Here is a 26,522-nt window from a genome sequence, read left to right on the forward strand (position 1 = left end):
GGGCCGTGTGCCTTGGGTCATCGAATGTTGATATTGATCAGGCCCCGTACACTGGGAACAACGCGCACAGACCGGCCACTTGCCGCGCGACATGAGCCTCGACGTCGGCATCGCCGAGGTTGTCCAGAATGTCGCAGATCCAGTTAGCCAACCCTACGCACTCAACAACCTTCAAGCCACGCGTGGTGACGGCGGGCGTACCGATGCGCAGACCGGACGTCACAAATGGAGATTGCGGGTCGTTAGGCACGGCATTTTTGTTAACTGTGATACGAGCACGACCCAGCGCAGCATCGGCGTCTTTGCCGGTAATGCCCTGACGGATAAGGCTGACCAGGAACAGGTGATTGTCAGTGCCACCGGACACAACGTCGTAGCCCCGCTGCTTGAACACTTCAGCCATGGCTTGTGCGTTCCTGATGACCTGCAGCTGGTAATCCGTGAAACCCGGCTCCAACGCCTCCTTGAAGCACACCGCCTTGGCGGCAATCACATGCATCAACGGCCCGCCCTGCCCGCCCGGAAACACGGCCGAGTTGAGCTTCTTCTCCAGTTCCGCATCGGCCTTGGCCAAAATCAGCCCACCGCGTGGACCGCGCAGGGTCTTGTGCGTGGTGGTGGTGACCACATCAGCGTACGGCAGTGGGTTCGGGTAGAGGCCGGCAGCCACCAGACCGGCGACATGCGCCATGTCAACGAACAGGTACGCCCCGACCTTGTCGGCAATGGCACGGAAACGTGGAAAGTCGAGGGTTTTGGAATAGGCGGAGAAACCGGCGACGATCATTTTCGGTCTGTGCTCAACCGCCAGGCGCTCGACCTCGTCATAGTCGATCAGGCCATTGGCATCGATGCCGTATTGCACGGCGTTGTACAGCTTGCCGGACGAGCTGACCTTCGCCCCGTGCGTAAGATGCCCGCCATGGGCCAGGCTCATGCCCAGGATCGTATCGCCGGCTTGCAGCAAGGCCAAATAGACCGCAGCATTGGCCTGAGAACCGGAGTGCGGCTGCACGTTGGCGTAGCCGGCACCGAACAACGCCTTGGCGCGATCGATCGCCAGTTGCTCGACCACGTCGACATGTTCACAACCACCATAGTAGCGCTTGCCGGGATAGCCCTCGGCGTACTTGTTGGTCAGTTCGGTACCCTGGGCTTCCATCACCTGCGGGCTGGTGTAGTTCTCGGAGGCGATCAATTCGATGTGGTCTTCCTGGCGCTTCACTTCGCGATTAATGGCCTCAGCGAGCACAGGGTCGAAATCGGACAGAGTCAGACTTTTATGGAACATGGTGAGCTTTCCTTTTTTGTTTGAGTAGACACAACGCACTCGCGCGAAGGCCCGGGCGAGATCCGGGCACAGTCATCAAGCGTCTTGGTAAATCGACATCGGTGGGCAGGCACAGGACAGGTTGCGGTCGCCATAAACGTTGTCGACACGACCGACCGGTGGCCAGTATTTGCTGTCGCGTAGCGACTCGAGCGGGTACACCGCCAATTCCCGGCTGTAGCAATGCCCCCATTCACCGACCAGTTCGGCGGCAGTGTGCGGAGCGTTTTTCAGCGGGTTGTCGTGCGAATCGAGTTCGCCACTTTCCACGGCACGAATTTCTTCGCGGATGCAGATCATCGCGTCGCAGAAGCGGTCCAACTCTTCCATGGATTCACTCTCGGTCGGCTCGACCATCAGCGTGCCCGCCACCGGGAACGACATGGTCGGAGCATGGAAACCGAAGTCGATCAGACGCTTGGCCACGTCTTCCACGCTGATGCCGCTGGTCTCCTTGAGCGGGCGCAAATCGAGGATGCATTCGTGCGCGACCAAGCCGTTTTCGCCGGTGTATAGCACCGGGTAATGATCCTCTAGCCGCCGGGCAATGTAGTTGGCGCTGAGGATGGCCAGTTGCGACGCACGCTTGAGGCCTTCCCCGCCCATCATGCGCATGTACATCCAGGTGATCGGCAGGATGCTGGCGCTGCCGAAGGCCGCGGCGCTGACGGCGCCTTGCTTGCGCGCCATGGTTTCGTGCCCTGGCAGGAACGGCGCCAGGTGTGCCTTGACACCGATCGGTCCAACGCCTGGCCCGCCACCGCCGTGGGGAATGCAGAAGGTCTTGTGCAAATTCAGGTGCGAGACATCACCACCAAACTTGCCCGGTGCGCAGAGCCCCACCATGGCGTTCATGTTGGCACCATCGATATACACCTGGCCGCCGCGCTCATGCACGATAGCGCAGATTTGCCGGATGCCGTCTTCAAACACTCCATGGGTCGATGGGTAGGTAATCATCAATGCCGCCAAGCGCTCTTCGTGCAGTTGCGCCTTGTACTCAAGGTCGGCGATATCGACGTTGCCCCTGGCATCACAATCGACCACGACTACGCGCATACCGGCCATTTGTGCGGTGGCCGGGTTAGTGCCGTGGGCCGACGAAGGAATCAGACAGACGTCGCGATTGGCTTCGCCACGACTGGCGTGATACGCACGAATGGCGAGCAGCCCTGCGTACTCGCCCTGCGAGCCTGCATTGGGTTGCAACGACATGGCGTCGTAACCCGTAGCCGCGCACAGCATCTGCTCCAGCTCCTTGATCAGTTGCTGATAACCCCGGGTTTGCTCGCCAGGCGCGAACGGATGCAAGGCGCCAAACTCGGGCCAGGTGATCGGGATCATTTCGCTGGCGGCATTGAGCTTCATGGTGCAGGAGCCCAACGGAATCATGGTGCGATCGAGCGCCAGGTCCTTGTCCGCCAGTCTGCGCAGGTAGCGCATCAGCTCGGTTTCCGAGTGATAACGATTGAACACTTCGTGCTGCAAGATCGGTGTCTCACGCAACAACGACAGTGGCAGGCAATCGCCAGTGGTTTTCGCCAGGGCGAGGAAGTCCGGCAGCGACTGTCCTTTGACTGCAAACACGGCCCACAGCGCCTCTACGCTTTGTTGCTCGCAGGTTTCGTCCAGCGACAGACCGACGCGAGGTGGGTCGATGACACGTAGGTTGATTCCCGCCGACCTGGCCGCGTCATGCACGGCTTGCACCGGGATTGACGGCACGACACTGAGGGTGTCGAAGAAATGCTGTTGCTCAACCCGATGCCCCAGTTGTTCCAGGCCCTGGGCCAGGATCGACGTCAAGCGATGCACACGGCGGGCGATGTCTGTCAGGCCTTTGGGGCCATGGTAGACCGCGTACATGCTGGCGATATTGGCCAGTAGCACTTGCGCGGTGCAGATGTTGCTCGTGGCTTTCTCACGACGAATGTGTTGTTCACGGGTTTGCATCGCCAGGCGCAGCGCCGGGTTGCCATGGTGGTCGATGGAAATGCCTACCAGGCGCCCGGGCATGTCGCGCTTGAAGCCATCGCGTGTCGCAAAGTAAGCGGCGTGCGGGCCACCGAAACCCAAGGGCACGCCGAAGCGTTGGGCACTGCCCAACACCACATCGGCACCAAATTCACCTGGCGGTGTCAGCAGGGTCAATGCCAGCAGATCGGCCGCCACCGCCACCAATGCACCGGCCTGGTGGGCGCGCTCGACCAGCGAACGATGATCGACAATCTCGCCGGTACTGGCCGGGTATTGCAACAGCAGGCCAAAATACCCGTCGAGCCCTTCTTTCTCCAGTTCGGACTCGTCGCCGATCACAATCTCGATGTTTAACGGTTCGGAACGGGTGCGCAGAACGTCGAGGGTCTGCGGATGGCAGTGGCGCGAGACAAAAAAAGCCGGCGCTTTGTTTTTTGCCAGGCGCTTGCAGAAGGTCATGGCTTCGGCGGCGGCAGTCGCTTCATCGAGCAACGAGGCGTTGGCAATTTCCATCCCGGTTAAGTCGCTGATCAAAGTCTGGAAATTCAGCAGCGCTTCCAGTCGACCTTGGGAAATTTCCGGTTGATATGGTGTGTACGCGGTGTACCAACCCGGGTTCTCCAGCAGGTTGCGCAGGATCGGCGTCGGCGTATGGCAAGGGTAATAGCCTTGGCCGATGTGGGTGCGCAACAGCTGGTTCTTGCCGGCGACGGTCTTGATCGCGGCCAGGGCCTCGGCTTCGCCCTGCCCCGCCGATAACTCGAGCACACTGGTGCCCTTGATGCTCTGCGGAACGACGCTGTCGATCAGGGTTTCCAGCGAGTCATGACCGATCAGCGTCAACATGGCGCTAATGTCTTCGTCGCGAGGACCGATGTGGCGGGCAATGAATTCGTTGTCCGTGCCCAGGGGAATCTGTGGCTTGTTCATCTCTACCCCCGGCTCAGGCGTTTTCGGCCAGGAAACGGTCATAGCCTTCCTGATCCATCAGATCGTTGAAAGCATCAAGATTGTCGACACGGATACGGAAGAACCAGCCATCGTTCATCGGCGAGGCATTGACCTGCTCGGGGTCATCGGCCAGCGCCTGGTTGACCGCGACCACATCGCCGGTCAATGGCATGCTGATATTACTCGCGGCTTTCACCGACTCCAGCACCGCCACCTCATGTCCTTCGGCAAAGGGCCCCAGGTCTGGCAATTGCACGAAAACCACGTCGCCCAATGCCTCTTGAGCAAAGTTTGTAATGCCGACTGTCAATTCGCCGGAAGCTTCCAGACGTAACCATTCATGCTCGGAAGTGAAACGCAGCGTGCTCATGGATTTTCCTCTTGTTATCAATGTGTCCAATGTTAGGACGAACAGGCCGGCGAAAAGTCGGCTGGTTTGATAGAACAAGAGCAAAGACGATGCCATCTACATATTGCTATATATATCAGTGGGTTATTTTATTAATGAGAACAAATACAGGTTGTGCGGATCGAATTCGTTCCAGGCAGCAGACTGGCTTCATCTTGGCGGCGAGGCCAAATCCAAGGCACGCGGCGCTTAACCGCCATTGGAGCGAAAACGCTCCGGCGGAACGTTTTCGAACCGCGTAACCCCAACAGGCGAAAGCTACGATCGCGAGCCGATCCCGTATTTGCGTAGCCGCTGTCCAATCGCGGTGTGCGAGGTTTGCAGCCGATGTGCCAATTGACGGGTTGAGGGATACGCCAGATAAAATCTCTCCAACAACGATTTCTCGAAGTCCTGCACCGCCGCTTCCAGACTGACCACCGCTTCGGAATCTGCCTTCTGACTGATCAGCTCAGTACCGGCCAGCTCAAGCCCATCGCAGTCAATCACATCCCCTTCGCAGATTGCGGCCGCTCGAAAAATGACGTTCTGCAACTGGCGAACATTCCCTGACCATCGATTGTTCAGTAACAGCGGATAGGTCGATGGCGCCAGACAACAGGACGAACGTTGAATTTGTTCGCAAGCCTGGCGCAAGAAGTGTTCAGCCAACAGCAGGATATCCTGCCCACGCTCGCGAAGCGCCGGCACCGTCAGATTCAGGACGTTGAGTCGGTAAAAGAGATCTTCGCGGAAACTACCTTCTGCCACCATGCGTTCCAGATTGCGGTGGGTGGCGCACAGGACCCGCACGCTGACATGCACCTCGCGATCGCCACCGACACGGCGGAAGCAGCCATCACTAAGAAAACGCAGCAATTTGGCTTGCAAGTATGGCGACATTTCGCCAACTTCATCGAGAAACACCGTGCCTCGATCCGATAGCTCCAACAACCCCGGCTTACCACCGCGCTGTGCGCCTGTAAACGCACCCGCTGCATAGCCAAACAGTTCACTTTCGGCCAGGCTTTCCGGCAGCGCAGCGCAGTTCAGAGCCAAAAATGGCGCGTCGCGTCGAGCACTCATGGTATGACAAGCTCTCGCGACAAGCTCTTTACCCGTTCCCGTCTCACCCTGAATCAACAACGGTGCGTCGAGGCCGGCCACTTTATGCAGTCGCGTCTTGAGCTGTTCGAGCACAGGCGATTTTCCAAGCAAAGCTCCCAGACCTTCCGCATGATCGTGATGCAGCGAAGCTAGGCGCTCTCCGATACGGCTTGGGGGGTAAAGCGTCAACAAACCACCCGCGAGCAAACGTGCGCTTTGAGTTGTGCCTATGATTGGAGTGGCGTCAAGCAACAGGTCATGCCCCTTGAAATTTACCTCGCACATCGGCAACCGAAAGTTTTTTTCGACCAAGGATTTTGCCAAGTCCGGCGCCGCGAACAAATTTGAAAGGGGCTCACCCGTCGGATCGCTGCCATAAAGACTGACCAATTTGTGATTGGCCAACAGGACGTAACCACCCGGATCCACCGCCAATACCGGATCGCTCATGGCGGCCAACAGCGCATCAAGTTGAAGACGGCGACGTTGACCCGGGAGCATGTCGACAAGCTCCACAGCTTTGACTCCCTCTACCCGTAATAGCGCGTAATTTAGCTCGTCCAGCACCGTCTGGCTGAGGTCCGGCGCATCTATGTACACGTTAGGTGGGATCATCTCCACTGCGTCCAAGTTGAGGTTACGCGCACCGAGCAACGCCAGGACTTCCTGGGTAATACCGACGCGATCAGTGAACGTGACGTGAATTCGCATGATGCGCCTCGGGCAGAGGTGGAAAAGTTTGAAGCTTCGCGATCAGCGAAGATCCTTCCGGTAACAGCTTATTCAAACGCTATCCATTTTTGGGCGTAAGCGCCCGAAGTGACACGCAGTATGAAATGAACTGCCTGAGAGATTCCATTCACTTTACGGGTGACGCCTGCTTTTCGCTGACCCCAACCGTCTAGCCAGCGTTAGCGCTCTGACGACTCTATTTACCTATAAAACTGATGATCTTTCACTCATAGATAGAACCCTGAACAGATAAGCCGCAGAACGCTCAAGAAAGGAACTGCTGCCTGAGCGGTAGGATTTTTTATTATTTTCGAATGTCGATGCCGCGCGACTCAATTGTGGGATTAAGAGGCAGTCCCGATTTCGATGTCAAACTACCATCCAAAAAGCAGATGCCGAGCAGGTTTCTATGCTGAGGACATTATTGGTTTGAGGCGCTCATGCACAGGCAACCGGACACACGGTATAACCGCGTATTCCGGTTAATCGCGACGATCAGCTATACAAGAAAGTCTTATCGTTTTTTAATAGATAACGAGGCGCAACAGCCCATACGTCCAGAGCGATGGCGTGTGTTAAAAGGCGCGCACCATCGTCGTTAATGGTGGAGGCCTGAAGGTGATTTGCGGGACCTTTGCGGTTCCACTACGCCGAAATACTCCGCAGCCCTTGGTAGCAGATAACAAGAAGGGCCTCAAAAGGCCCTTTTGCATTCAAATTTACATTACTTACTCAGCCAAGATTCGACTTTGTCTGAGCCATATTTGGTTTTCCATTCTTTCAACGTCTTATGGTTCCCACCTTTGGTTTCCACAACCTCACCAGACTCTGGATTTTTGTAAATTTTCACTTGCCTAGGCTTACGGCTGCCGGATTTAGTTTCGGCCATTGGAGCGCGGCGACCAGCTTGTGGATCGAGCAAATTGATGACGTCCTTTAAGCTGTAGCCGTACTTGGCCAGAAGGTCACGCAGCTTCGATTCGAATTCGATTTCTTTCTTGAGACCAGCATCACCCTTGAGGGCTTCTAGCGCTTGAAGCTGTTCGGCGAGATGTTTTTCGAGCTGACGAAATTCTGCTAGTTTGGACATAGGAAATCTCTACGTGATTAGTTCCTAAACAATACACCAAAAACAAAACTTTGAAATCCATGCATTCAAACGTCACCTTTCATCAAACATTTGAATCAGGGAAATCGCCACGGGTGTTCTACTAAAAAACATGAGACAAGCAGAGTAGCTGACGAATATTTTAGCTGCCAGTGACCATGCTTTGGTGACGTCGTGGTTTGAGCTCTAACCGACGACTACGCTCCGTTGAGACAGTGCGACAACCATGTACGGACCGATAATCGGTCAAGAGAGCGTAAAAACAGTTCTATTAGCTATGCAAAAGAAATGGGAGCGACGTTATACCGCTCCCACATCAACTGTCGAGCCCGCTTAGCAGACTAACAGCACTTCGGCCCGGCCTTGCTTCCGTAGCGGGCTTCCTGCCGTTCCCGGAAGAACATCTCGTAGTCCATCACCGGTTTGTCCGGGTGTTTGGTTTGCATATGCTCGACGTAGTTGTCGTAGTCGGGCATCCCGACCATCAGGCGCGCGGCCTGACCGAGGTATTTACCGAGGCGACTCAGGTCATTGAACATGCTGCAATCCTCGATCAAGCGTTCGGCATTGCCTGGAATGGTGCTTCTTTATCCGTACGTTCCTTGCTGCCCCAGGCGGCGATACCGACCTTGAGTGCAAAGAACAGGATGCTGAAGACCACCAGCAAGAACAGCGCGGTCAGCGTTGCGTTGGTGTACGCGTTGTAGATCACGTGCTGCATCTGATCGATGCTCTTGGCCGGAGCGAGGATCTGACCGTTGGCCAGGGCATCGCTGTACTTCTTGGCCAGGGCCAGGAAACCGATCGCCGGGTTGGCGTCGAACAGCTTGATGAAGCCGGCGGTGGTTGTGCAGATCAGCAGCCACACGGCGGGCAGCATGGTGACCCAGACGTAGCGCTGGCGTTTCATTTTGATCAGCACAACGGTCGCCAACATCAGCGCGATACCGGCCAGCATCTGGTTGGAGATACCGAACAGCGGCCACAAGGTGTTGATGCCACCCAGCGGATCGATCACGCCCTGGTACAGCAGATAACCCCACATCGCCACACAACCGGCGGTCGCGATCAGGTTGGCGGTCCAGGATTCGGTGCGTTTCAGCGCCGGCACGAAGGAGCCGAGCAAGTCCTGCAGCATGAATCGGCCGGCCCGGGTACCGGCATCGACTGCCGTCAGGATGAACAGCGCTTCGAACAGGATCGCGAAGTGGTACCAGAATGCCATGGTGTTTTCACCCGGCAGAAGCTGGTGCAGGATCTGCGCGATACCTACCGCCAGGGTCGGCGCACCGCCGGCACGGGCCAGGATGGTGGTTTCACCGATGTCCCTGGCCACCGCTTGCAGCGCTTCCGGGGTGATTGCAAAACCCCAGCTGCTGACGGTCTGAGCCACTGAAACAGCATCGGAGCCGACAAGCGCCGCTGGGCTGTTCATGGCGAAGTACACGCCCGGCTCGATCACCGACGCGGCAACCATGGCCATGATGGCGACGAAGGATTCCATCAGCATGCCGCCGTAACCGATGTAACGGGCATGGCCTTCACTGGCCAGCAACTTCGGCGTGGTGCCGGAAGCAATCAGCGCGTGGAAACCGGAGACGGCACCACAGGCGATGGTGATGAACAGGAACGGGAACAACCCGCCCTTCCACACCGGCCCGGTGCCGTCGACAAACTGGGTGAGTGCCGGCATTTTCAGGTCGGGCATGGTGATCAGGATGCCGATCGCCAAGGCCACGATGGTGCCGATTTTGAGGAAGGTCGACAGGTAATCCCGCGGCGCCAGAATCAGCCACACCGGCAATACCGCGGCGACGAAACCGTAACCGATCAACATCCAGGTGATCTGGATCCCGGTGAAGGTAAAGGCCTTGGCCCAGACCGGATCAGCGGCAATCTGCCCGCCGAGCCAGATCGAACCCAGCAGCAACAGCACGCCGACAACGGAGATTTCACCGATGCGGCCCGGACGGATGTAGCGCATGTAAATGCCCATGAACATCGCGATCGGGATGGTCGCCATCACCGTGAAAATCCCCCAGGGGCTCTCGGCCAGGGCCTTGACCACGATCAGCGCCAGCACCGCGAGGATGATGATCATGATCAGGAAGCAGCCAAACAGCGCAATGGTTCCGGGGATGCGGCCCATCTCTTCACGGACCATGTCGCCGAGGGAACGGCCGTTGCGGCGGGTGGACATGAACAAGACCATGAAGTCCTGAACGGCACCGGCCAGCACCACGCCGGCAATCAGCCACAGCGTACCGGGCAGGTAACCCATCTGCGCCGCCAGGACCGGACCGACCAGCGGCCCCGCGCCAGCAATGGCGGCGAAGTGGTGACCGAAGAGTACGTGTTTGTTGGTCGGCACGTAGTCCAGACCGTCATTGTTAACGACAGCGGGCGTGGCACGATTGGGGTCGAGTTGCATCACTTTGGTAGCGATGAACAGGCTGTAGTAGCGGTATGCGACGAGATAGAGAGCGACTGCTGCGACTACGATCCAGAGGGCATTGATCGCTTCGCCGCGGCGCAGGGCCACGACACTCAGCGCAAACGCTCCCAGGACAGCCACGGCAAACCAGGCGAGGTGTTTAGCCAGACGGGGCATAGCGTGTCTCCTGCCGACAGCTCATGACTGCGGCGGTAATTTTTATAATTGTGTCCGCGGCGCGGAACCGAGCAAATATCCGCGCATGTACTATACAAATAAATCCGCGTTACTACGTACGCAACGCCTACGTGTTACTACGTAGACAGCATGCATCCCCCCTGCGCCACAACTAGAAGATGCTACTGATGACGGCGCTGCTGGAGCTATCCAATAAGACAAAATCTGTGTGTGTACACGTTCCAAGTTGAAGCAAATTAGATAAGTATTGATATAAGTGATACTAAGCACCCATATCAGATACGAGGGTATTTACCGTATCAGATCGTTTTGCAAAGAGTTCAGTCCAAACCAGTCAGCGAAGTTGAGAGTTTTGGCCATTGCGTCTTTTTTGGCTTGAACCTCATTATTTTCCAGTTATCACGCGGTTCCCAATAATAATATTAAGAGAAAGAATTCTGACTCGGCACACCACTTTGGTCGCAAACTCCTTCTTAATGCCTACCAGGCGTTGAGAATATGCTTTTTCGAACAAGTTGCTATCGCGCCGAACCTGTCAGGCCACACCCAACTCTGTTGTGGATTCTGGATCTAACTAATAAGAGAAGCCCTTGCCATGACCACAGTGCATTCAAGCATCGTGCAACCCGTACAATCGACACGTCCGTTGACACGCAATGATTACAAGACCCTATCTCTATCTGCCCTAGGCGGTGCGCTGGAATTTTACGATTTCATTATCTTTGTATTTTTCGCTGCTGTGGTCGGCAAGTTGTTCTTCCCGCCCGAAATGCCAGAATGGCTGCGTCTGATGCAGACCTTCGGCATCTTTGCCGCCGGCTATCTGTCACGGCCGTTGGGTGGCATCGTCATGGCGCACTTTGGCGACCTGCTGGGGCGCAAGAAGATGTTTACCCTAAGCATCTTCATGATGGCCGTGCCGACGCTGATCATGGGGTTGCTGCCGACCTATGCGCAGATTGGCATGTGGGCGCCGATTCTGTTGCTGCTGATGCGGATCATTCAAGGCGCGGCGATTGGCGGTGAAGTGCCGGGGGCGTGGGTGTTCGTTTCAGAACACGTGCCGCAACGCCATGTGGGTTATGCCTGCGGCACGCTGACCAGCGGCCTGACCGCCGGGATCCTGCTCGGCTCACTGGTCGCTACGGTAATCAACAGCATTTATACCCCGACTGAGGTCTCCGATTACGCCTGGCGACTCCCGTTCCTGCTCGGTGGTGTGTTCGGTCTGTTCTCGGTCTATCTTCGCCGCTGGCTGCATGAAACCCCAGTGTTCGCCGAGCTGCAGCTTCGCAAGGCACTGGCCGAAGAGGTGCCGTTGCGTGCGGTACTGCGTGACCATCGCGGGGCGATTGCGATCTCGATGCTGCTCACCTGGTTGCTTTCGGCCGGGATTATCGTGGTCATATTGATGACCCCGACCGTGCTGCAAACCATTTACCACTTCTCACCGACCACTGCGTTGCAAGCCAATAGTCTGGCGATCGTATTTCTCAGCGTCGGTTGCGTGTGCTCCGGCGCACTGGCGGACCGCTTCGGCGCTGGCCGGGTATTCGTATTCGGCAGCGCCGCGCTGCTGGTCGCCTCATGGACCTTCTATCACAGCCTGTTCGACCACCCCGACTGGTTGTTCCCGCTGTACGCACTGACCGGCCTGTTCGTCGGCACCATCGGAGCGGTGCCGTTCGTGATGGTTAAAGCCTTCCCGGCGGTTGTCCGTTTCAGCGGACTGTCGTTCTCCTACAACCTTGCCTACGCAATCTTCGGTGGCCTGACCCCGATGGCTGTCACCATGCTGCTCAAGGAAAGCCCTATGGGCCCGGCCTACTATGTGGCGATTATTTGCAGCATAGGCATCTTGTTGGGTGGCTATCTCTGGAAGAAAGGCCGCTGATGTGAGGGCAGGCGAGCGCCCTCCCCACCAATTTTGAGCTCCCCCCGCTATCTGGCCGAGTTCGAATATCGCTTCAATCGCTGCTTCGATCTCGGCTCGATGATAGAGCGTTTCAGCTATGTCGACCTGCGAACATCAGCCACGCCTAATCGACGGTTTGGTTTGGCTGGCTCAGGTTTATGAATAATCAGAAAAATAAGAAACAGCAATGACAATAATAATAGCAAGAGGAAAACTTTCCATGCGGTACGACTTGAAAACCTTAATTCATGTGGTCTGCACGGGTTCTATCCTGGGCGCTGCCGGATCAGCCAGTGCCGCTTTTGTGGGCGATAGTAAGGCCAGTCTCGATACGCGCAACTTCTACATGAACCGCGACTTCCGGCAGGACGGTGCGACGCAGAGCAAAGCAGAGGAATGGGCTCAGGGACTCACTTTACGATTGGAGTCAGGCTTTACAGAAGGCCCCATCGGCTTGGGTATTGATGTGAGCGGCCTGCTCGGTATCAAACTGGACTCCAGTCCTGATCGGGTCGGAACCGGTCTGCTCAAGACAAATAGCGAGGCGCCCAAGCGCGCCAAGGACGAATACGGTGAGGCTGGCCTCACGGCCAAAGTACGGGTATCCAAAAGCACTCTCAAGCTCGGCACCCTTCAGCCAGTGCTTCCGCCATTGATGCGTAACGACGGTCGTTTGTTGCCGCAAACCTTTCGGGGTGCCTGGGTGAACAGCAACGAGATCGATGGCCTAAGCCTCGACCTTGGCCGTATTGATCGCGTCAACCAGCGTGACTCTTCAAATAACGAGGTATTGACGGTATTCAATGGCGGCAAGCGAAACATCGTGCTGGGTCAGTCCAAGACTAGCAATGAGTTCCTATTTGGCGGTGGTCGCTACCAATGGAAGCCGGAGTTGACCACCAGTTATTACTACGGCGGCCTGGACGGCATCTACAAGCAACACTTGGTAAACCTGGTGCATCAACATTCGTTAGGGGAAGGCCATAGCCTCAAGTCCGACCTGCGTTTTGTCCACTCCAGCGGCGACGGTGGCAGTAACGTGGATAACAATGCCTTCGGCGCGCTGTTTACCTACAAGCTAGGCGGCCACGCTTTTAGCTCCGGTTACCAGCACCTGAGCGGCAACACCGGGTTCGCCAACATAAACGGTGCCGACGATGCACTGATCAACCAAGTGCAGATCAACGATTTTGGTAATCAGGACGAACACTCCTGGCAGGTGCGTTATGACTACGACTTTGCAGCGTTGGGTGTGCCCGGACTGAATCTGATGACCCGTTACCTGTCAGGTGACAACGTTGATCGTGGCCCAGGCCTAAGCGACGGTAAAACCTGGGAACGGAACACCGACCTAGGTTATGTCATTCAAAGCGGGCCGCTTAAGAATGTTGGGTTGAAGCTGCGTAACGCAACCACTCGCAGCAACTTCCTCAGCAACATTGACGAGAACCGCTTGATTGTCAGCTACAGCTTGGCGCTTTGGTAACTTCGTGTGCTTGCGGCCAGATGATATTTAGTCATCCTCTGGCCGCAAGCTTACGTCAAGTGAGAAGTGCCAACACAAGAGGTCTCGCCAGTGGCGTCGGGCGATGTATTGATGGTCGACGCCAGTCACGACTTGACTGAGCGTTTTCTTGATGATTGAAGTATCCACATTCCATGGATCGTGGACACGGGTAAAAAACCGAACGCGAAAAGTCAACGCTTCTGCTGGCCTGCGCCCAATGAACAGATCTATGTGATCGCCCCGCGCATAGGGTTTGAAATGCTCCAGATCACTAACCCGAGCGCAGACCTTGTGTGAGGGTTGAAACCCTTCGATCTAGTAGTGGCGCTTTGATGTCTCTGACATTATTCCCTAGGAGGCCCTTTCTACAATAATCTACCCAGATGGGGGCTTCGGCGTGACTAGGCCGCGGTTTTCGCATCCACCAGTCTGGGAGTTAGAGGACAAAAATGAGCACTATCACTTGCCCCAACTGCGGGAATGAAGCGAGCGCGTTTGGCAGTGTCACGGGTTGCTGGTGTGACAAGATGTATTGTGACCATACCAATGGAATGTTTGCGAGCTATCGCTGCGATTGTGGTGCTAGCGGAGAAACTCCGCAGGCCAAGCAGCACCGCGACCATCAGGAATCCAAATTCATGGCCGAAATGGCTGACGATGTTTCGGCTCTACTCGCCACTCTCCCGTCAAAAATCAAGGAGACTTTTCAGACTCAAAGCGTCCTTGCAACTTACACAGATGTCCAGGTGACTTTCGGTAATGGGCGCAGTGCTGTCATCACCGTTACTGGTGTGTATTCGACGCCTAAAGAGTTCAATGTTTTCAGTGGGGGGCAGATTTTTGCCGCTAAAGGAGGGCAAGAGCTCAAAACCGCCTTAGCGGGCATAGCTAATGCCTGACACCGACTCGAGAACTGGCAGGGTCTATTCGACCCGAAAATAAAGCATTACCGGATCAAAAATTGTAGGGAGGTTGTTGCGATTAAAGTCCGTCATAGCGAGGAATGCATTTAGTCGCAACAAACTTCGAAAGGCGTACTTATTTTTGGACACGTCATTGGAAGTTTTTTCACCCCTTGCGTACCCCTGGCGCTGATCGCCCGAGATTACCCCTAACCCACTTTCACGGAATATTGTGCGTTTTGATCAAGCTCAAGAAACTGGCAAATCCCAAGCCCCTAGAGATTTCTAACAAGAACACCCTGTTCATCCGTGAGATGGCCAGGCTCAAGGCTTACTTCAAGCTTGCAGCGACCGAACGGGCGCGCACCCGACCACCGTTCCACAAGGATTTACTGGATGCGGAATCCGTCGTTAAAGAGCTCTTTCGGATTCAAAACAACAAGTGCGCCTATTGCGAAACCTCTCTTGAGCACAACCCTAGTCGGTTTCTTTCTCACTATCGGCCATTGAGCAACGCGGTTGATACGTTTCGCGACACCGAGCATTTTGAGTGCTATGCCTGGTTCGCCTACGAATGGCAGAACCTGATGCTGATCTGCAAAGACTGCGACAGCCATAAGCTCAATTTTTTCCCGATATCGGGTAGGACCGCCGTTGCACTCTCTTCTTGGAGAGCGGCCCAGCTCCGGGAAATGCCGCTTCTGCTCAACCCGTTCGAGGACAATCCTTCAGATCACCTCATGTTCGATACCGATGGTGTCGCTCGTGCCATCTCTCCCGCCGGTAAGGCGACTATTGAGCTGCTTAATCTCAACCGGGCAGCGCTTCGCCTAAACCGCAAGGCTCAGATTGACACGGTGCTTAAGCTCATCCTGAAGAGCAACAATGAATTTGAACTGACCGAGGCACTTAACCATTACACCAACGGTGAGTTCGAGCACGGAGGGGCCGTCAGGAACTGCTTGGGACATGTCTGCCGGATCCTGCAAACCGAGATTCGCCATGGGAGGTACACTGGCCGTACTGATCTGATTAGGAAAATTATTCGGTTCAGGGGGGAGTTTTCAGCCCATGATTGGCAGGAGGCCATTTCGCTTTGCAAGGTCGATGACCTTGCCTTCGTTATCAAGAACACCGATCTAAACGAATTGAAGCGCCACCGGTATGCTTATATCACCCGAATAGAAATCGGCCGGTTCAAAGGCATCGAACACTTCACGCTAGATCTCGAATCGGACCAGAGTAGAAATGAAACGCCTTGTACCATGCTGCTGGGCGAAAATGCCACGGGCAAAAGCTCGATCCTGCAGGCAATTGCCTTGGCATTGATGCCCCTCGAAGAACGCCACCGCATCCGTCTAAACCAGAAAAGCATCATTCCCCATAGTATCGACGACACGTTATCGCCCACCCTGCAACCCGCAGTCACGGTGCATTTCAGCAATGACGAGACCGTCACCCTTAGCATGGACCTGCAAACGGGCCGGCTGAAAACCGTCGGCTCTCCGCAAAATCGGGTGTTCGGTTATGGTTCGCGAAGGTACTTCCTGTCTAACAGATCGACGAAAGATCAGACCTGCCCCAATAGAACGCTGTTCAATCAGGCTGCCAGCCTGCCGGACCCGACGAACTGGTTGCTAAATCTCAAGGAGGAGGAAAAATTCGACGCCGTGGCGCGTGCACTGGCCTCGCTGCTTGCCTTGCGCTCCGGTGAATTCGTTTCCCGAGACGACCACTCGATTTTCATCCAGCGGCACAACTCGTCCCTGCCAATCGAACATCTGAGCGATGGCTACAAATCATTGTTTGCCATGGCCGTCGATATCATGCGGGAAATGCTCAAGCACTGGGACAACCTAGAGTTCGCGCAGGGCATAGTCCTAGTCGATGAAATCGAAAACCACCTGCATCCTCGTTGGAAGATGCGTGTGATGAGTGCGCTGCGCGAATCGTTCCCTCGTGTACAGTTCATTACCTCCACCCATGATCCGCTGTGCTTGCGGGGGATGTTCGAGGGCGAGGTGCAAGTGCTGTATCGGGATCGCGACGGGCGTCTGCAGCGCGTCGAGCAATTGCCTAACGTAGCGAACCTGCGCATCGAGCAGATCCTAACGTCCGACTACTTCGGGCTGGCTACCACCGAAGACCCGATACGTCAACGCGCACTCGAGCAACTTGCCCAGTATGCGGCACGCGAAGACCGGGACCTCTCACAAAAGGACCTCTGGCATCGCGACGAACTGCTGGAACACTACGGCAGCCTCCCCATGATCGGCGATACCCTGGACCGGCAGATCATTGCTCAGGCCCTGACCCGGCACATCCGAGACACGGGCCTTGCCACCCCAATCGAACACGCCAACGCCAGGGAAGAGTCAGTGCGGGCGATCATTGAGGTGCTTGAGCGAAACCGGAGAGAATATGGTACCCGTTGACCGGAACCGGGTCGCCAGGCCGGCATCGTTGACCGCACCGAATGGTGCGGGCCATCGCGAACACTTGCGCGCGGAAATGTACTATCAGAATCCTAACACCAAGGCTTACGGGTTCGCCTATTACAAGGAACACGATGTAGTCACGGCGCTGAACACGCTTTTCCACAACAAATGCGCCTACTGCGAGGGCAAAATTACCAGCACCGGGCCCATCGATGTCGAACACTTTCGCCCCAAAGGCCGGATAGAGGGCGAGCTCAATCATCCGGGCTATTGGTGGCTGGCCACAGAGTGGACCAACCTGTTGGCCTCTTGCATCGACTGCAACCGCGGGCGAAACCAGACGCTGCTGGGTAGCGAAGACGGCCAGCAACTGACACAAGGTGAACGTCTGAGCGGTAAGCACGATCATTTCCCAGTGGCCGGGCAACGTGCCACCTGCGCTACCGACGACCACGCGCTGGAAGACCCGTTGTTGATCAATCCCACGTGTGTGGACCCCGGAGAGCATATCGGCTGGAAGGTCGTGGCCGAGCAACCGTTGGCTATCGGTTTCTCGCCGTACGGCCAGACTAGCATCGACCTGTTCGGACTCAATCGCTCGAAGCTTGCGGAGGCGAGACGGGAGTTCCAACTCAAGTTGGACGAAGAGTTTTTGTGTCTGAAGACAACGATCAGCAAAATCGCCAAAGAAACCACTGACGAGGGGGTCAGGGAATGGATGCCCGTGCTGCAGATGCACATCGATAAGTTCTTCAGGCACACCGAAGCGAAAAACGAGTACTCGGCCTTTGCACGGCATATCGTTATGTCCAGATACGACACAGTTGCGGAAATGGTGGGCGCGTTGCTCGCCAGGACTGTGGATCGCTGAGTCATACCGTTGCACAGTTGCTTCGCGAGGTCATCCCTCTGAAAAGACCTTGATAGTCTCGCGAAGAGGCTGAGACGTTAATCCCGTAGCGAGGGGACGCGTGTTAGTCAGTCGCGTTAATGTCCAAAACCGACATAATTCGGTGGAGAGATGCACGCGGTAAAGTAATGTAATGAAAAAGGTATTTTAGATTTGTTGTGGCAATTCATGCGAAGAAATTGGTTGCGCGATCTAAAAAACAAGCTTTATGCACAATTATGCAAAAATTCATAATTTGTCTGAAAGCATGTCTGGGCAACGAAAATCGAGGTGTGCAGGACGCTGGGAAAAGCTGGGTGTAACCGTCTCTCAATACCCTAGGCCTTTGGGTAGTTCTCTGCTGTCATTGTTAGGAGACGCGTTGGTCAAGTGGCAGCATGTGCGATTGCTGTGCCACTTTGCCCTTGTCACCCAGGACTGGATCACGATGCACCTACATCCTCAACGTAGTGTTCAAGAAGCAACTGTAAAACCGGCCTTGCCGCCTACCCAATAACCTCCAGACTCTGCATTGGCTAAAAGGCTGAAAAAGCGCTATGAACGATTCCAGGCGCCTTTTAAAAACGTTCAGTTCATCATTTGATCCCGACAGATATTTCGTCGGGCCTCGACTAACCGAAAATAGTCCGTCAACGAAAACAGTGGTTTCTCCGCTGTCTTAACCCCATATTTTACCAGCAACGGCAAAGCCGCTTCGGGCATGGGTAGAACCCTGCGATCGTCTTTGTAACTAACGCTGTATATTCCTAGCGGTAACGACCGGTAAAGCGTCAACTGATCCGCTTCGGGAAAGCTAACCTCAGTCACCAGGGCCTTCATTTGACGTCCGGCATTCTTAAAAAGCTCGACCCTATTCTTTCCCTCCAGTGCAACGTACAGGGGAAGTGCGCCGATTCTGCATACCCGGGGTGAGTTGGGATGGTATTTATTTTCCGGGGTGGCAAGTCTGTCAGACCTATCCATGACGTCACTGGGGGGGGCTGGGGTGAAATGGGCATTGGAAGAATAGTCATTGTACGTTCCACTCACGATTAACTGCGGGTCCAGATACTTGGGCTGCATTTTTTCGTAGTCGTAGTACGTCACAGAAAATGGCAATACTTGCATTACAAATTTTGCCGGGTGCACTGCAGTCCATCTCCTTGACGGCGGAGCAAACCCTTTTAGCCTTATGATCAGGCGCTCCCTCCAGTTGCCGGGGACATAATTTCGTCCTACCACATCGAACTGATCCTTGGTTTTGACTAACGCTGCTGCTGCATCTTGCATGGGCGGTACCTGATTTAATCTCAAGGCTAATACGGGATAAGCCGGCGTGAATTTCTCCTGCTCTATTTATAGATCGGCACATCTGGTTGGAGAAGAGTCGCTATCGCTAAATTCAGATCATCCAGAGACCAAGGCTTGTGTAGGTAAATGGTAGACGGTGGAATTGATGCAGGATCTATCAGATACCCGGAGGTCAGAATCGCCGCAATGGAAGGCCATTTTCCTCTAACCATCTCAATGAACTCTATGCCTTGAATTTGTCCTGGGACACCGTGATCGGCAATCACCGGTCGGCATTCGCTTTGCGCTTGCAAAAGATAGGTCAGCGCATCATCAGCGGTATCGAATGCTAATGCCTTAGCGCCTACGTCTTCGACGATATCTACCATCAGTTCGCGCAGTCTCAGATCGTTTTCGATGACGATGATCTCGCCGTGAACCGGTAGCAGACCTTCCTAATTAACGTTCACCTCGACTCCTTAACCAAGCAAAACGCCGATGCGTCCAAAACTACATTGCAGAGTGGATGCGGTAAATTTTATGGTGGAGAGCCGCGAATCCAGCGATCAGGGAGTCATGGTAGTCAACGATGCTGGCGAACGACCCTTTGCAGTCGTTCGTAAAAGGCAACAACCGGCCAAAAGCAGACATTCAAACTAGGGCCGCCAACGCCAATAAGGTGATAGTGGCGAACCTCGATTCATCTATTTAGCTCATTGCATCAACCTTTTTTATCGCATGTCTTTCCAATCAAACCGATTTGCAGAGCGCGGCGTCGATCATGTGACGCACGCCTCGCAGCACCTCGGCCGACACCTCCGGCCTAGCCTTCGCCGTGGCGCGCGCAACCGAAAGGGCGCCTACCATGGCCGCAACGATGCCCATGGCGGTGGCCAGTGCGTCGACGTCAGGGTTGTTAGCGGCGACCCTGCGCTCGAACGCCCGCACCAGCACCATGTAACCCTCGCTGAACTTCGCGCTGATCGCAACATCCTGACGACCGATTTCGCTGGCGGACGCGGCCATTGCGCAGTGCTCGGCGTAGTTGTCTAGGCTGTCCACCGCCAGATAGTCGGACAGGAAACGCTCCAGGTCCGGCTCGCCATCGACTGTGCCCGTATAAAGCTTGGCATTGCCCTGCTCCAGGCTCCACGCCAGTGCCTCGGCGGCGAGCGCTTCCTTGGAGGGGAAGTGCGCATACAGCGCGCCGTGGGTCAGGCCGGCCGACTTGCTGATTTCAGCGACACCCACACCATCGATCCCTTTCTCGCGAAACAGACGGCTGGCGGTCTCCACCAGCGCGGCGCGATTGGCTTCTGATTTTTCTTTCGAGATTTTCATGATGGGGCTCCTCTGCGCTCATCCTTGCACACTATGATTGCGATCACAATTAACCACAACCACCGCTTTACCATGCTTTATTACGTACAGAATATTTATGTTGACTTTAATAAATGCGACCACCATTATTAATTCAATGATTGCGATCGCAATCTTACAGGGCGATAAACGCTCATCCAACCGGAGTACATCTCATGAAAATAAAAAATTCCGTAGCCTTCGTTACCGGCGCCAACCGTGGTCTGGGCCTCGCGTTCGCAAAAGAGCTCGTGGCCCGCGGTGCGAGCAAGGTCTACGCCGGAGTGCGCAACCCTGAAGGTGTCAACATTCCGGGGGTGATCGCCATTCGCCTTGACGTCAGCGACCCGGCATCAGTAGCCGCGGCGGTGGCCCAGGCAGGTGATGTGACGTTGCTGGTGAACAATGCCGGCATTGCCCGCCTTCTGCCATCGATGCTCGATCCTGGCCTGGTGGAAGCCGCTCGTGAAATCTTCGAAACCAACTATTACGGCGTCATGCACGTCAGCCTGGCCTTCGCCCCTGTACTTAAAGCCAACGGCGGCGGCGCGATCGTCAACGTATTGTCGGATGCGGCTTGGGTTGCCGCGCCGTTCCTGTCCGCCTACGCGGCATCGAAAGCGGCTGAATGGAGCTTCACCAACTCGCTGCGCATTGAACTCCAAGGCCAGGGCACCAGCGTGCAAGGCCTGCACGTCGGCTTTATCGACACCGACCTGACCCACGGTTTTGACGTACCGAAAGTCCAGCCATCCGACGTCGTGATCCAGTCGCTGGACGGCGTGGAAGCCGGCGTGAAAGAAGTGCTCGCAGACACAGGCACACGCGCCATAAAGGCCAGCCTGTCGACTGAGCAAGCGGCTTACCTGAATCCCGAAACCGTCGCGTAAGGAGCCCACCATGCACCTCTTCCAGCGACTGGCCCTCGGGGCTGTCTTAGCCATCTCGGTCAGCGGCGCCATCGCCGCGCCGGCGGCCACCCATAACAGCGCACCCAATCAATTCGTTGAAGCTGACGGTGTGCGGTATGCCTATCGCCAGTTCGGCGCGCAGACGGGCGTGCCTGTCATCTTGCTCCAGCACTTTCGCGGCAACATGGATTACTGGGACCCGGCTGTGACTGATGGCCTGGCGCAGCAACGGCCCGTCTACCTGTTCGACAATGCCGGCGTGGGCCTCAGCAGCGGTGAAACACCCGATTCGTTCGAAGCCATGGCTGATCACGTCGCTGCCTTTGCTCGCGCCCGCGGGTTGACGCAGGTCGACGTGCTTGGCTTCTCAATCGGCGGCATGGTGGCGCAGGAAGTAGCGTTGCGTCATCCGCAACTGGTGCGCCGGCTGATCCTGGCGGGAACGTCGCCGCGTGGCGGGGTCTCGGGACATGATCCCCGGGTTCCGGGGATTGCGTTGCGCGAATCGATCGCCACGCAGGAAGAGACCGCTTATCTGTTCTTCGATCCGGCACCCGCAAGCCAGCAGGCCGCACGGGAATTCTGGGAAAGGCGTCACCAGCGCACGGAAGGCCTCGACAAGCTCAGTTCGATGAAGGTCATCGCGGCCCAAGGCGCGGCGCTGGGCAAATGGAGCGCTCCCGGTGACGGCACTTTTTCGCAATTGAGCCAGATTACCCAGCCGACTTTGGTGGTTAACGGCAGCAAGGACGTGATGGTGCCCACCGAGAACTCCTACACGCTGCAACAGCATATTCCGAACGCCAAGTTGCTGATCTATCCAAGTTCGGGGCACGGCGCATTGTTCCAGTACGCCAACGATTTCGTGCAGCAAACCAATGCCTTCCTGAACTAGGCCGAATCCCATCGCTTTCGAAAACCCTTTGAGCGACACGCCGTCGCCGTAAGGAAATCCAATGTAGTCCCTGTTTTATCGCCCCAATCCCCTGGAGTACGACCATGTCAGCACTATCGTTTGCGGCGTTTCGTCGCTGCCTGTTAGCTGTTTCAGTAACCGCTGGTGCCTTGGCACTGGTCGCCCTCGTCTCGCCCTCTTACGCCCGGGCCGCTACAACGCCCGAGGCCGCCGCCATCGTCGAGAAGGACAGCGCCATTCGTCCTTTCAAGGTCAACATTCCTGAGGACGCGTTGGCCGATCTGCGCAAACGCGTCCTGGCGACCCGTTGGCCCGACCGCGAAACGGTCAGCGACCAATCCCAGGGCGTGCAGCTTGAGAAACTGCAGGCACTCGTCGGTTACTGGGGGACGCAATACGACTGGCGCAAAGTTGAAGCCCAACTCAATGCCTTGCCGATGTTCGTAACCAACATTGACGGCCTCGACATCCAGTTCATCCACGTCAAATCGAAACATCCCAACGCCCTGCCGCTGCTGCTCACCCATGGCTGGCCCGGTTCGATTCTGGAGCTGACCAAGGCCATCGGCCCGCTAACCGACCCGACGGCCTACGGTGGTCGTGCCGAAGATGCCTTTGACGTGATCATTCCGTCGATGCCCGGCTACGGTTTCTCGCAGAGACCCATCGACGGCGGCTGGGGGCCTGACCGTATCGGCATGGCGTGGGATGTGTTGGTCAAGCGTCTGGGCTACCAGCGTTACGTGTCGCAAGGTGGCGACTGGGGCTCGGTGATCGCCGACGCCATGGGACGCCAGGCACCGCCCGGCTTGCTGGGGATTCACGTGAACATGCCCGCCACCGTGCCTGCCGATGTCGCCAAGGCCATCAACGACGGCACCCCGCCGCCCGCCGGTCTGTCGGCCAAGGAGACCGCAGCCTATGAGTCGCTGAAAACCTTCTTCGGCAAAAATGCGGCTTACGGCGCCATGATGAGCACCCGGCCACAAACCGTCGGCTACGGTTTGTCGGATTCACCCGCCGGCCTGGCCGCGTGGATGTTCGATAAATTCAACCAGTGGACCTACAGTGGCGGCGATGCGGAAAAATCCCTGACCAAAGACGAAATACTCGATGGCATTTCGCTCTATTGGCTGACCAACAGCGCCATCTCCTCCGCTCGCCTGTACTGGGAAAACAACACCAACAACTTCAATGCCGTGGAACAGAAGACCCGGGATATCAAGATCCCTGTCGCGGTGACCGTGTTCCCTGGCGAAATCTATCAGGCGCCGAAATCCTGGACCGAGCGCGCCTATCCCAACCTGATCTATTTCAACGAAGTGGATAAGGGCGGCCATTTCGCGGCCTGGGAACAGCCTGAATTGTTCGCCAAAGAACTGCGCGCAGCCTTCCGCACCTTGCGGTAAGCATTGCGTTGCATTGGTCTGCCCGTTGAACTACCGGGTAGGCCATACACCGATGTCCATCTGGCTGCTGACGCTGACCGGCTGCTTTGGGTCGTTTTCTGCCTCTCGCGACCGGCAGAGAACGGCCAAAAGCTGCCGGTCGCTAGCGATTCGTTTCTTCGCCGAGGATCAAATGAATTTAGGGCAGCCCGGTCTCGCTTTCGGCATACCTTTGCTAAAAAAGCGCTTACACTGGACCTTGATCCCTTGGGTAATCTGGATAAGGAATCCGACGTGAGAATAAATTGGGCTGAGCTAATGCCTAACACTGGACTCGTAATCGTCATTGAGTACGAACCGGTGCTACGGACGTTGTTGGAGGAAACGCTGGCTGATATTGGTTTTTCACCAGCGACTTTCGACAATGCTGCCTCGGCCCTGGCCTATCTCATTAGTATCAAAGGCGATTGCACCCTGATCATCGCGGATCAGGAACTTCCAGAAGGAATCCGAGGGTTTGAATTCATCCGTCTAGCAAATGAACAATGGCCATCAACTCCTTCAATCTTCACTGGTTATCGAATCGATGAGCAAGTGATGCCGCCTTCGACATTTTATCTGCATAAGCCTTATACAGTGGCTGAGTTAGAGACGGCCATCGCTACCGTTCTTAGATAGCAACTTCCACTTCTGCGCAACTGACGGTAGCTCCCACATCTGGCTCCATCCACTGGCTGCTTTCAAAAGTAGCCATTCAGCCGCCCTCTCAACAGCGCAGAAACGATCTAATTGGACTGGTTTGGGCTGCGACTGGCAAGATGCCTCCTGCCTTCGCCAACGGATGAGGCCAATGGGCTATGGAGCGCCCAATGCATTCGATTGCGTGCCTCGCGCTCTCGCTCAATGGCAGCGTCCCACCGCTCCCCGAAGGCCCTCCCGGCTCTAACGAGAGCCATAACGTCCGCAGTCGCAGCATCCAGCTCCGTACGAGCCAGAGCCAATTCTGCTTTGAATTTTTCAATAGTCATCTCTACTCTCGGGAGCTGTACTTAAAGGCTCCTAAGCAAAACTTTTGCGTCTGACTGCCATTTCACTACGTAACTCACCTATCAGCTCCGCTATCGCTCGGCTGGACGTCAGCTTCTCTGTTGTGACAGCAGTGACCAACAATTCAACCTGTCCGGACGATGGATCGAACACTTTGATCATCAACGATCCATCCGGATTTACCGTGCAAGTGCAGGACAACGGAAGAAAGCCGCATTCGATGATGTGGCGCAGCTCAAGCGTCGAGATCATGACTTATGTCCTCCAGTTCCATTGTATTGATCTACCGTAAATGAATTTTAGCCAGCCTTCGGCCATGCCGCAGGGCAGAACTGGTACCAACAACAGCCTTTCGTCGATTTCCGCTATGGGTCGATTGCTGCATGTTGCGAAGGGCAGCTTAGGGTCGACCTCTGCCGGTCATAAACTAGGGACGTACAGGTCAAATTCGGTCCAAAGGACCGTCAGATCGAGTCCAAATAGCTGGGTAGATCTGGGAAAGGCAACGGCGAGATGAGATGAGCTAGGCTTCCGGCATCATTACTCAAGGACGACCGTCATGCCCGATAACTCAAATTGCAAAATCGCCACAGCGGACGCTCTGACATTGCTCCTCCACAACCAGCACGCTCTATGTGCAGCGATAGAAGAAATAACCAAGTGGCTGTCAGAAAATGGGGTAGACAGTGTCGCCGCTAATGCGATATCGGCAATGGAAACGCTGGACACAAATGCTCAAGCCATCACAGATTCCATTATGAGGGTACGCCAGTCTTAGATCACTCAGAGAGATCCAGGACTGCCCTCTGATTTGAATGGCTCCCCGACCTTTTAGACACAATTGACTGGTAAAGGGACGGATAGCGACGGTCTGGCACGACCGTCGCAGTGAAGGGGCACACCTCCGTCTGCTCCGCCATTTCCAAGGCATCATCGATTTCGATTCCCAAGTACCTGACAGTGCTTTCAAGCTTCGTATGACCAAGCAGGAGTTGGACCGCTCTGAGGTTCTTCGTCCTGCGATAAATCAACGAAGCCTTGGTTCTCCGTAGCGTGTGAGTACCATACATGGTTGGGTCAAGGCCAATGATTGTCACCCACGCTTTGACTATTCGAGCGTATTGCCTGGTGGATAAATGCTCTGAAGCGTGCAACCGGCTCGGGAACAAGAAATCCTCACTGCGGAGACGCGCCTGGCGCATCCACGCTTCCAGAACCGTTCGGGTCTGTTCAGTGATCTCAAATTGCACTGGGTGTTGAGTTTTCTGCTGCATCACGATGGCCCGTGACGACACATGCTCCCCATGGGCAATGTCTCGGACCCGCAATTTGGTTAAGTCACAGGCACATAGCTTGCTATCGATGGCCAAGTTGAAGAGCGCCAAATCACGCGTCTTCTCAGCAAGCTGAAGTCTTACTCGGATAGCCCAGATATCTCTGACTCGGAGCGGGGCTTTCTGACCGACAAGCTTTCCCTTGTTCCAGGGCTGATGGCGGTATCTAGCAACAGTGTTCATGGCTCGTCCTCCACGTTGAGGGAAGACAAGGGTGGATCAGTCACAATGGTGGTGGTGGCTATCAGATCCATAGCTGCCTGTCAGCAAAGGCATAAATCGGCCATTTGCAGTCGCTCACATCCTCAGAGTTACCACCCGGTAGCTACCACTTGGCAACGCGGGAGCCTGCCACTCGCCTCTTGCTTCAAATAGGTCAGGCAATCGTTCGTCTATGGCCA

General features: G+C 55.7%; 21 protein-coding genes and 2 pseudogenes. 11 read left to right on the forward strand and 12 right to left on the reverse strand.

Annotated elements, in window-relative coordinates; genetic code table 11:
- Positions 1-37 precede the first annotated feature (37 nt).
- From glyA to ACM6IQ_RS02910, 7 genes are all read right to left on the reverse strand, one after another.
- Positions 38-1,291, reverse strand: coding sequence for a serine hydroxymethyltransferase (gene glyA / locus ACM6IQ_RS02880; RefSeq protein WP_192418037.1), 1,254 nt, complete (start codon positions 1,289-1,291; stop codon positions 38-40).
- Positions 1,292-1,366: 75 nt separating this feature from the next.
- The gene (gene gcvP, locus ACM6IQ_RS02885) at positions 1,367-4,237 is read right to left on the reverse strand and encodes an aminomethyl-transferring glycine dehydrogenase (RefSeq protein WP_192418092.1); all 2,871 of its coding nucleotides are present in this window, start codon (positions 4,235-4,237) and stop codon (positions 1,367-1,369) included.
- Between the two features lie 13 nt (positions 4,238-4,250).
- On the reverse strand, positions 4,251-4,628 hold the full coding sequence (gene gcvH / locus ACM6IQ_RS02890) for a glycine cleavage system protein GcvH (RefSeq protein ID WP_192418038.1): 378 nt from the start codon (positions 4,626-4,628) through the stop codon (positions 4,251-4,253).
- A gap of 297 nt (positions 4,629-4,925) precedes the next feature.
- Positions 4,926-6,464: a sigma-54-dependent transcriptional regulator gene (locus tag ACM6IQ_RS02895; RefSeq protein WP_192418039.1), complete on the reverse strand. Its 1,539-nt coding sequence runs from the start codon at positions 6,462-6,464 to the stop codon at positions 4,926-4,928.
- A 745-nt stretch (positions 6,465-7,209) separates the two neighbouring features.
- Positions 7,210-7,575 carry a histone-like nucleoid-structuring protein, MvaT/MvaU family gene (locus ACM6IQ_RS02900; protein ID WP_192418040.1) on the reverse strand — a complete coding sequence of 122 codons (366 nt, stop codon included), beginning with the start codon at positions 7,573-7,575 and terminating at the stop codon, positions 7,210-7,212.
- Positions 7,576-7,934: 359 nt separating this feature from the next.
- Positions 7,935-8,132 carry a YbdD/YjiX family protein gene (locus tag ACM6IQ_RS02905; RefSeq protein ID WP_054050768.1) on the reverse strand — a complete coding sequence of 66 codons (198 nt, stop codon included), beginning with the start codon at positions 8,130-8,132 and terminating at the stop codon, positions 7,935-7,937.
- Positions 8,133-8,146: 14 nt separating this feature from the next.
- Positions 8,147-10,204, reverse strand: a complete 2,058-nt coding sequence (locus tag ACM6IQ_RS02910; protein WP_414878028.1) for a carbon starvation CstA family protein — start codon at positions 10,202-10,204, stop codon at positions 8,147-8,149.
- Between the two features lie 616 nt (positions 10,205-10,820).
- Between ACM6IQ_RS02910 and ACM6IQ_RS02915 the strand changes: the two genes are divergently transcribed.
- The 6 genes and pseudogenes from ACM6IQ_RS02915 (at position 10,821) to ACM6IQ_RS02940 (ending at position 17,858) form a co-directional block, all read left to right on the forward strand.
- Positions 10,821-12,119 carry an MFS transporter gene (locus ACM6IQ_RS02915; RefSeq protein ID WP_414878029.1) on the forward strand — a complete coding sequence of 433 codons (1,299 nt, stop codon included), beginning with the start codon at positions 10,821-10,823 and terminating at the stop codon, positions 12,117-12,119.
- A 39-nt stretch (positions 12,120-12,158) separates the two neighbouring features.
- Positions 12,159-12,302 (forward strand): annotated as a pseudogene (locus ACM6IQ_RS02920) (IS1595 family transposase); the annotation flags it as partial.
- Between the two features lie 58 nt (positions 12,303-12,360).
- Positions 12,361-13,626, forward strand: coding sequence for an OprD family porin (locus ACM6IQ_RS02925; protein ID WP_414878030.1), 1,266 nt, complete (start codon positions 12,361-12,363; stop codon positions 13,624-13,626).
- 470 nt (positions 13,627-14,096) lie between these two features.
- Entirely contained in the window at positions 14,097-14,546 is a 450-nt protein-coding gene (locus tag ACM6IQ_RS02930; RefSeq protein WP_414878031.1) for a hypothetical protein, read from the forward strand.
- A gap of 242 nt (positions 14,547-14,788) precedes the next feature.
- Positions 14,789-16,984 (forward strand): AAA family ATPase, encoded by a 2,196-nt coding sequence (locus ACM6IQ_RS02935; protein ID WP_414878032.1) that lies wholly within the window; start codon positions 14,789-14,791, stop codon positions 16,982-16,984.
- Positions 16,971-17,858: a hypothetical protein gene (locus ACM6IQ_RS02940; protein ID WP_414878033.1), complete on the forward strand. Its 888-nt coding sequence runs from the start codon at positions 16,971-16,973 to the stop codon at positions 17,856-17,858. Before ACM6IQ_RS02935 ends, ACM6IQ_RS02940 begins: the two co-directional genes overlap by 14 nt.
- A gap of 606 nt (positions 17,859-18,464) precedes the next feature.
- Here the strand turns inward: ACM6IQ_RS02940 and ACM6IQ_RS02945 are convergent.
- The 3 genes from ACM6IQ_RS02945 to ACM6IQ_RS02955 all read right to left on the reverse strand — a co-directional run bounded on the left by ACM6IQ_RS02945 (position 18,465) and on the right by ACM6IQ_RS02955 (position 20,507).
- Positions 18,465-19,166, reverse strand: a complete 702-nt coding sequence (locus ACM6IQ_RS02945) for a hypothetical protein (RefSeq protein ID WP_414878034.1) — start codon at positions 19,164-19,166, stop codon at positions 18,465-18,467.
- 62 nt (positions 19,167-19,228) lie between these two features.
- Positions 19,229-19,555 (reverse strand): response regulator, encoded by a 327-nt coding sequence (locus ACM6IQ_RS02950; RefSeq protein WP_414878035.1) that lies wholly within the window; start codon positions 19,553-19,555, stop codon positions 19,229-19,231.
- 361 nt (positions 19,556-19,916) lie between these two features.
- Complete coding sequence (locus tag ACM6IQ_RS02955) at positions 19,917-20,507, reverse strand: TetR/AcrR family transcriptional regulator (protein ID WP_414878036.1); 591 nt, start codon at positions 20,505-20,507, stop codon at positions 19,917-19,919.
- A 194-nt stretch (positions 20,508-20,701) separates the two neighbouring features.
- On the opposite strand from ACM6IQ_RS02955, the gene ACM6IQ_RS02960 reads away from it, so the two are divergent.
- The 4 genes from ACM6IQ_RS02960 (at position 20,702) to ACM6IQ_RS02975 (ending at position 24,418) form a co-directional block, all read left to right on the forward strand.
- A complete protein-coding gene (locus ACM6IQ_RS02960; RefSeq protein WP_414878037.1) occupies positions 20,702-21,415 on the forward strand; it encodes an SDR family oxidoreductase in 714 nt (237 codons plus the stop codon).
- A 10-nt stretch (positions 21,416-21,425) separates the two neighbouring features.
- The gene (locus ACM6IQ_RS02965; RefSeq protein WP_414878038.1) at positions 21,426-22,331 is read left to right on the forward strand and encodes an alpha/beta fold hydrolase; all 906 of its coding nucleotides are present in this window, start codon (positions 21,426-21,428) and stop codon (positions 22,329-22,331) included.
- A gap of 104 nt (positions 22,332-22,435) precedes the next feature.
- Positions 22,436-23,761, forward strand: a complete 1,326-nt coding sequence (locus ACM6IQ_RS02970; RefSeq protein WP_414878039.1) for an epoxide hydrolase family protein — start codon at positions 22,436-22,438, stop codon at positions 23,759-23,761.
- A 246-nt stretch (positions 23,762-24,007) separates the two neighbouring features.
- Positions 24,008-24,418, forward strand: a complete 411-nt coding sequence (locus ACM6IQ_RS02975; RefSeq protein WP_414878040.1) for a response regulator — start codon at positions 24,008-24,010, stop codon at positions 24,416-24,418.
- A 381-nt stretch (positions 24,419-24,799) separates the two neighbouring features.
- On the opposite strand, the gene ACM6IQ_RS02980 is transcribed toward ACM6IQ_RS02975, so the two are convergent.
- Positions 24,800-25,039: a DUF1652 domain-containing protein gene (locus ACM6IQ_RS02980; protein WP_414878041.1), complete on the reverse strand. Its 240-nt coding sequence runs from the start codon at positions 25,037-25,039 to the stop codon at positions 24,800-24,802.
- A gap of 307 nt (positions 25,040-25,346) precedes the next feature.
- Between ACM6IQ_RS02980 and ACM6IQ_RS02985 the strand changes: the two genes are divergently transcribed.
- Positions 25,347-25,565, forward strand: coding sequence for a hypothetical protein (locus tag ACM6IQ_RS02985; RefSeq protein WP_414878042.1), 219 nt, complete (start codon positions 25,347-25,349; stop codon positions 25,563-25,565).
- A gap of 121 nt (positions 25,566-25,686) precedes the next feature.
- Here ACM6IQ_RS02985 and ACM6IQ_RS02990 read toward each other — a convergent pair.
- A pseudogene (locus ACM6IQ_RS02990) lies at positions 25,687-26,304 on the reverse strand (tyrosine-type recombinase/integrase); the annotation flags it as partial.
- Positions 26,305-26,522 lie beyond the last annotated feature (218 nt).

The sequence above is a fragment of the Pseudomonas sp. IT-P100 genome (genome assembly GCF_949767185.1).
In the GTDB taxonomy this organism is placed as follows: Bacteria; Pseudomonadota; Gammaproteobacteria; order Pseudomonadales; family Pseudomonadaceae; genus Aquipseudomonas; species Aquipseudomonas fluorescens_B.

Excerpts from the sequence above, each read along its gene's own strand:
- ACM6IQ_RS02980 (WP_414878041.1), bottom strand. The coding sequence starts at position 25,039 with ATGATCTCGACGCTTGAGCTGCGCCACATCATCGAATGCGGCTTTCTT.
- ACM6IQ_RS02905 (WP_054050768.1), bottom strand. The coding sequence starts at position 8,132 with ATGTTCAATGACCTGAGTCGCCTCGGTAAATACCTCGGTCAGGCCGCG.
- glyA (WP_192418037.1), bottom strand. The coding sequence starts at position 1,291 with ATGTTCCATAAAAGTCTGACTCTGTCCGATTTCGACCCTGTGCTCGCT.
- gcvH (WP_192418038.1), bottom strand. The coding sequence starts at position 4,628 with ATGAGCACGCTGCGTTTCACTTCCGAGCATGAATGGTTACGTCTGGAA.
- gcvP (WP_192418092.1), bottom strand. The coding sequence starts at position 4,237 with ATGAACAAGCCACAGATTCCCCTGGGCACGGACAACGAATTCATTGCC.
- ACM6IQ_RS02915 (WP_414878029.1), top strand. The coding sequence starts at position 10,821 with ATGACCACAGTGCATTCAAGCATCGTGCAACCCGTACAATCGACACGT.
- ACM6IQ_RS02955 (WP_414878036.1), bottom strand. The coding sequence starts at position 20,507 with ATGAAAATCTCGAAAGAAAAATCAGAAGCCAATCGCGCCGCGCTGGTG.
- ACM6IQ_RS02940 (WP_414878033.1), top strand. The coding sequence starts at position 16,971 with ATGGTACCCGTTGACCGGAACCGGGTCGCCAGGCCGGCATCGTTGACC.
- ACM6IQ_RS02900 (WP_192418040.1), bottom strand. The coding sequence starts at position 7,575 with ATGTCCAAACTAGCAGAATTTCGTCAGCTCGAAAAACATCTCGCCGAA.
- ACM6IQ_RS02950 (WP_414878035.1), bottom strand. The coding sequence starts at position 19,555 with ATGGTAGATATCGTCGAAGACGTAGGCGCTAAGGCATTAGCATTCGAT.
- ACM6IQ_RS02970 (WP_414878039.1), top strand. The coding sequence starts at position 22,436 with ATGTCAGCACTATCGTTTGCGGCGTTTCGTCGCTGCCTGTTAGCTGTT.
- ACM6IQ_RS02960 (WP_414878037.1), top strand. The coding sequence starts at position 20,702 with ATGAAAATAAAAAATTCCGTAGCCTTCGTTACCGGCGCCAACCGTGGT.
- ACM6IQ_RS02925 (WP_414878030.1), top strand. The coding sequence starts at position 12,361 with ATGCGGTACGACTTGAAAACCTTAATTCATGTGGTCTGCACGGGTTCT.
- ACM6IQ_RS02945 (WP_414878034.1), bottom strand. The coding sequence starts at position 19,166 with ATGCAAGATGCAGCAGCAGCGTTAGTCAAAACCAAGGATCAGTTCGAT.
- ACM6IQ_RS02895 (WP_192418039.1), bottom strand. The coding sequence starts at position 6,464 with ATGCGAATTCACGTCACGTTCACTGATCGCGTCGGTATTACCCAGGAA.
- ACM6IQ_RS02930 (WP_414878031.1), top strand. The coding sequence starts at position 14,097 with ATGAGCACTATCACTTGCCCCAACTGCGGGAATGAAGCGAGCGCGTTT.
- ACM6IQ_RS02985 (WP_414878042.1), top strand. The coding sequence starts at position 25,347 with ATGCCCGATAACTCAAATTGCAAAATCGCCACAGCGGACGCTCTGACA.
- ACM6IQ_RS02965 (WP_414878038.1), top strand. The coding sequence starts at position 21,426 with ATGCACCTCTTCCAGCGACTGGCCCTCGGGGCTGTCTTAGCCATCTCG.
- ACM6IQ_RS02910 (WP_414878028.1), bottom strand. The coding sequence starts at position 10,204 with ATGCCCCGTCTGGCTAAACACCTCGCCTGGTTTGCCGTGGCTGTCCTG.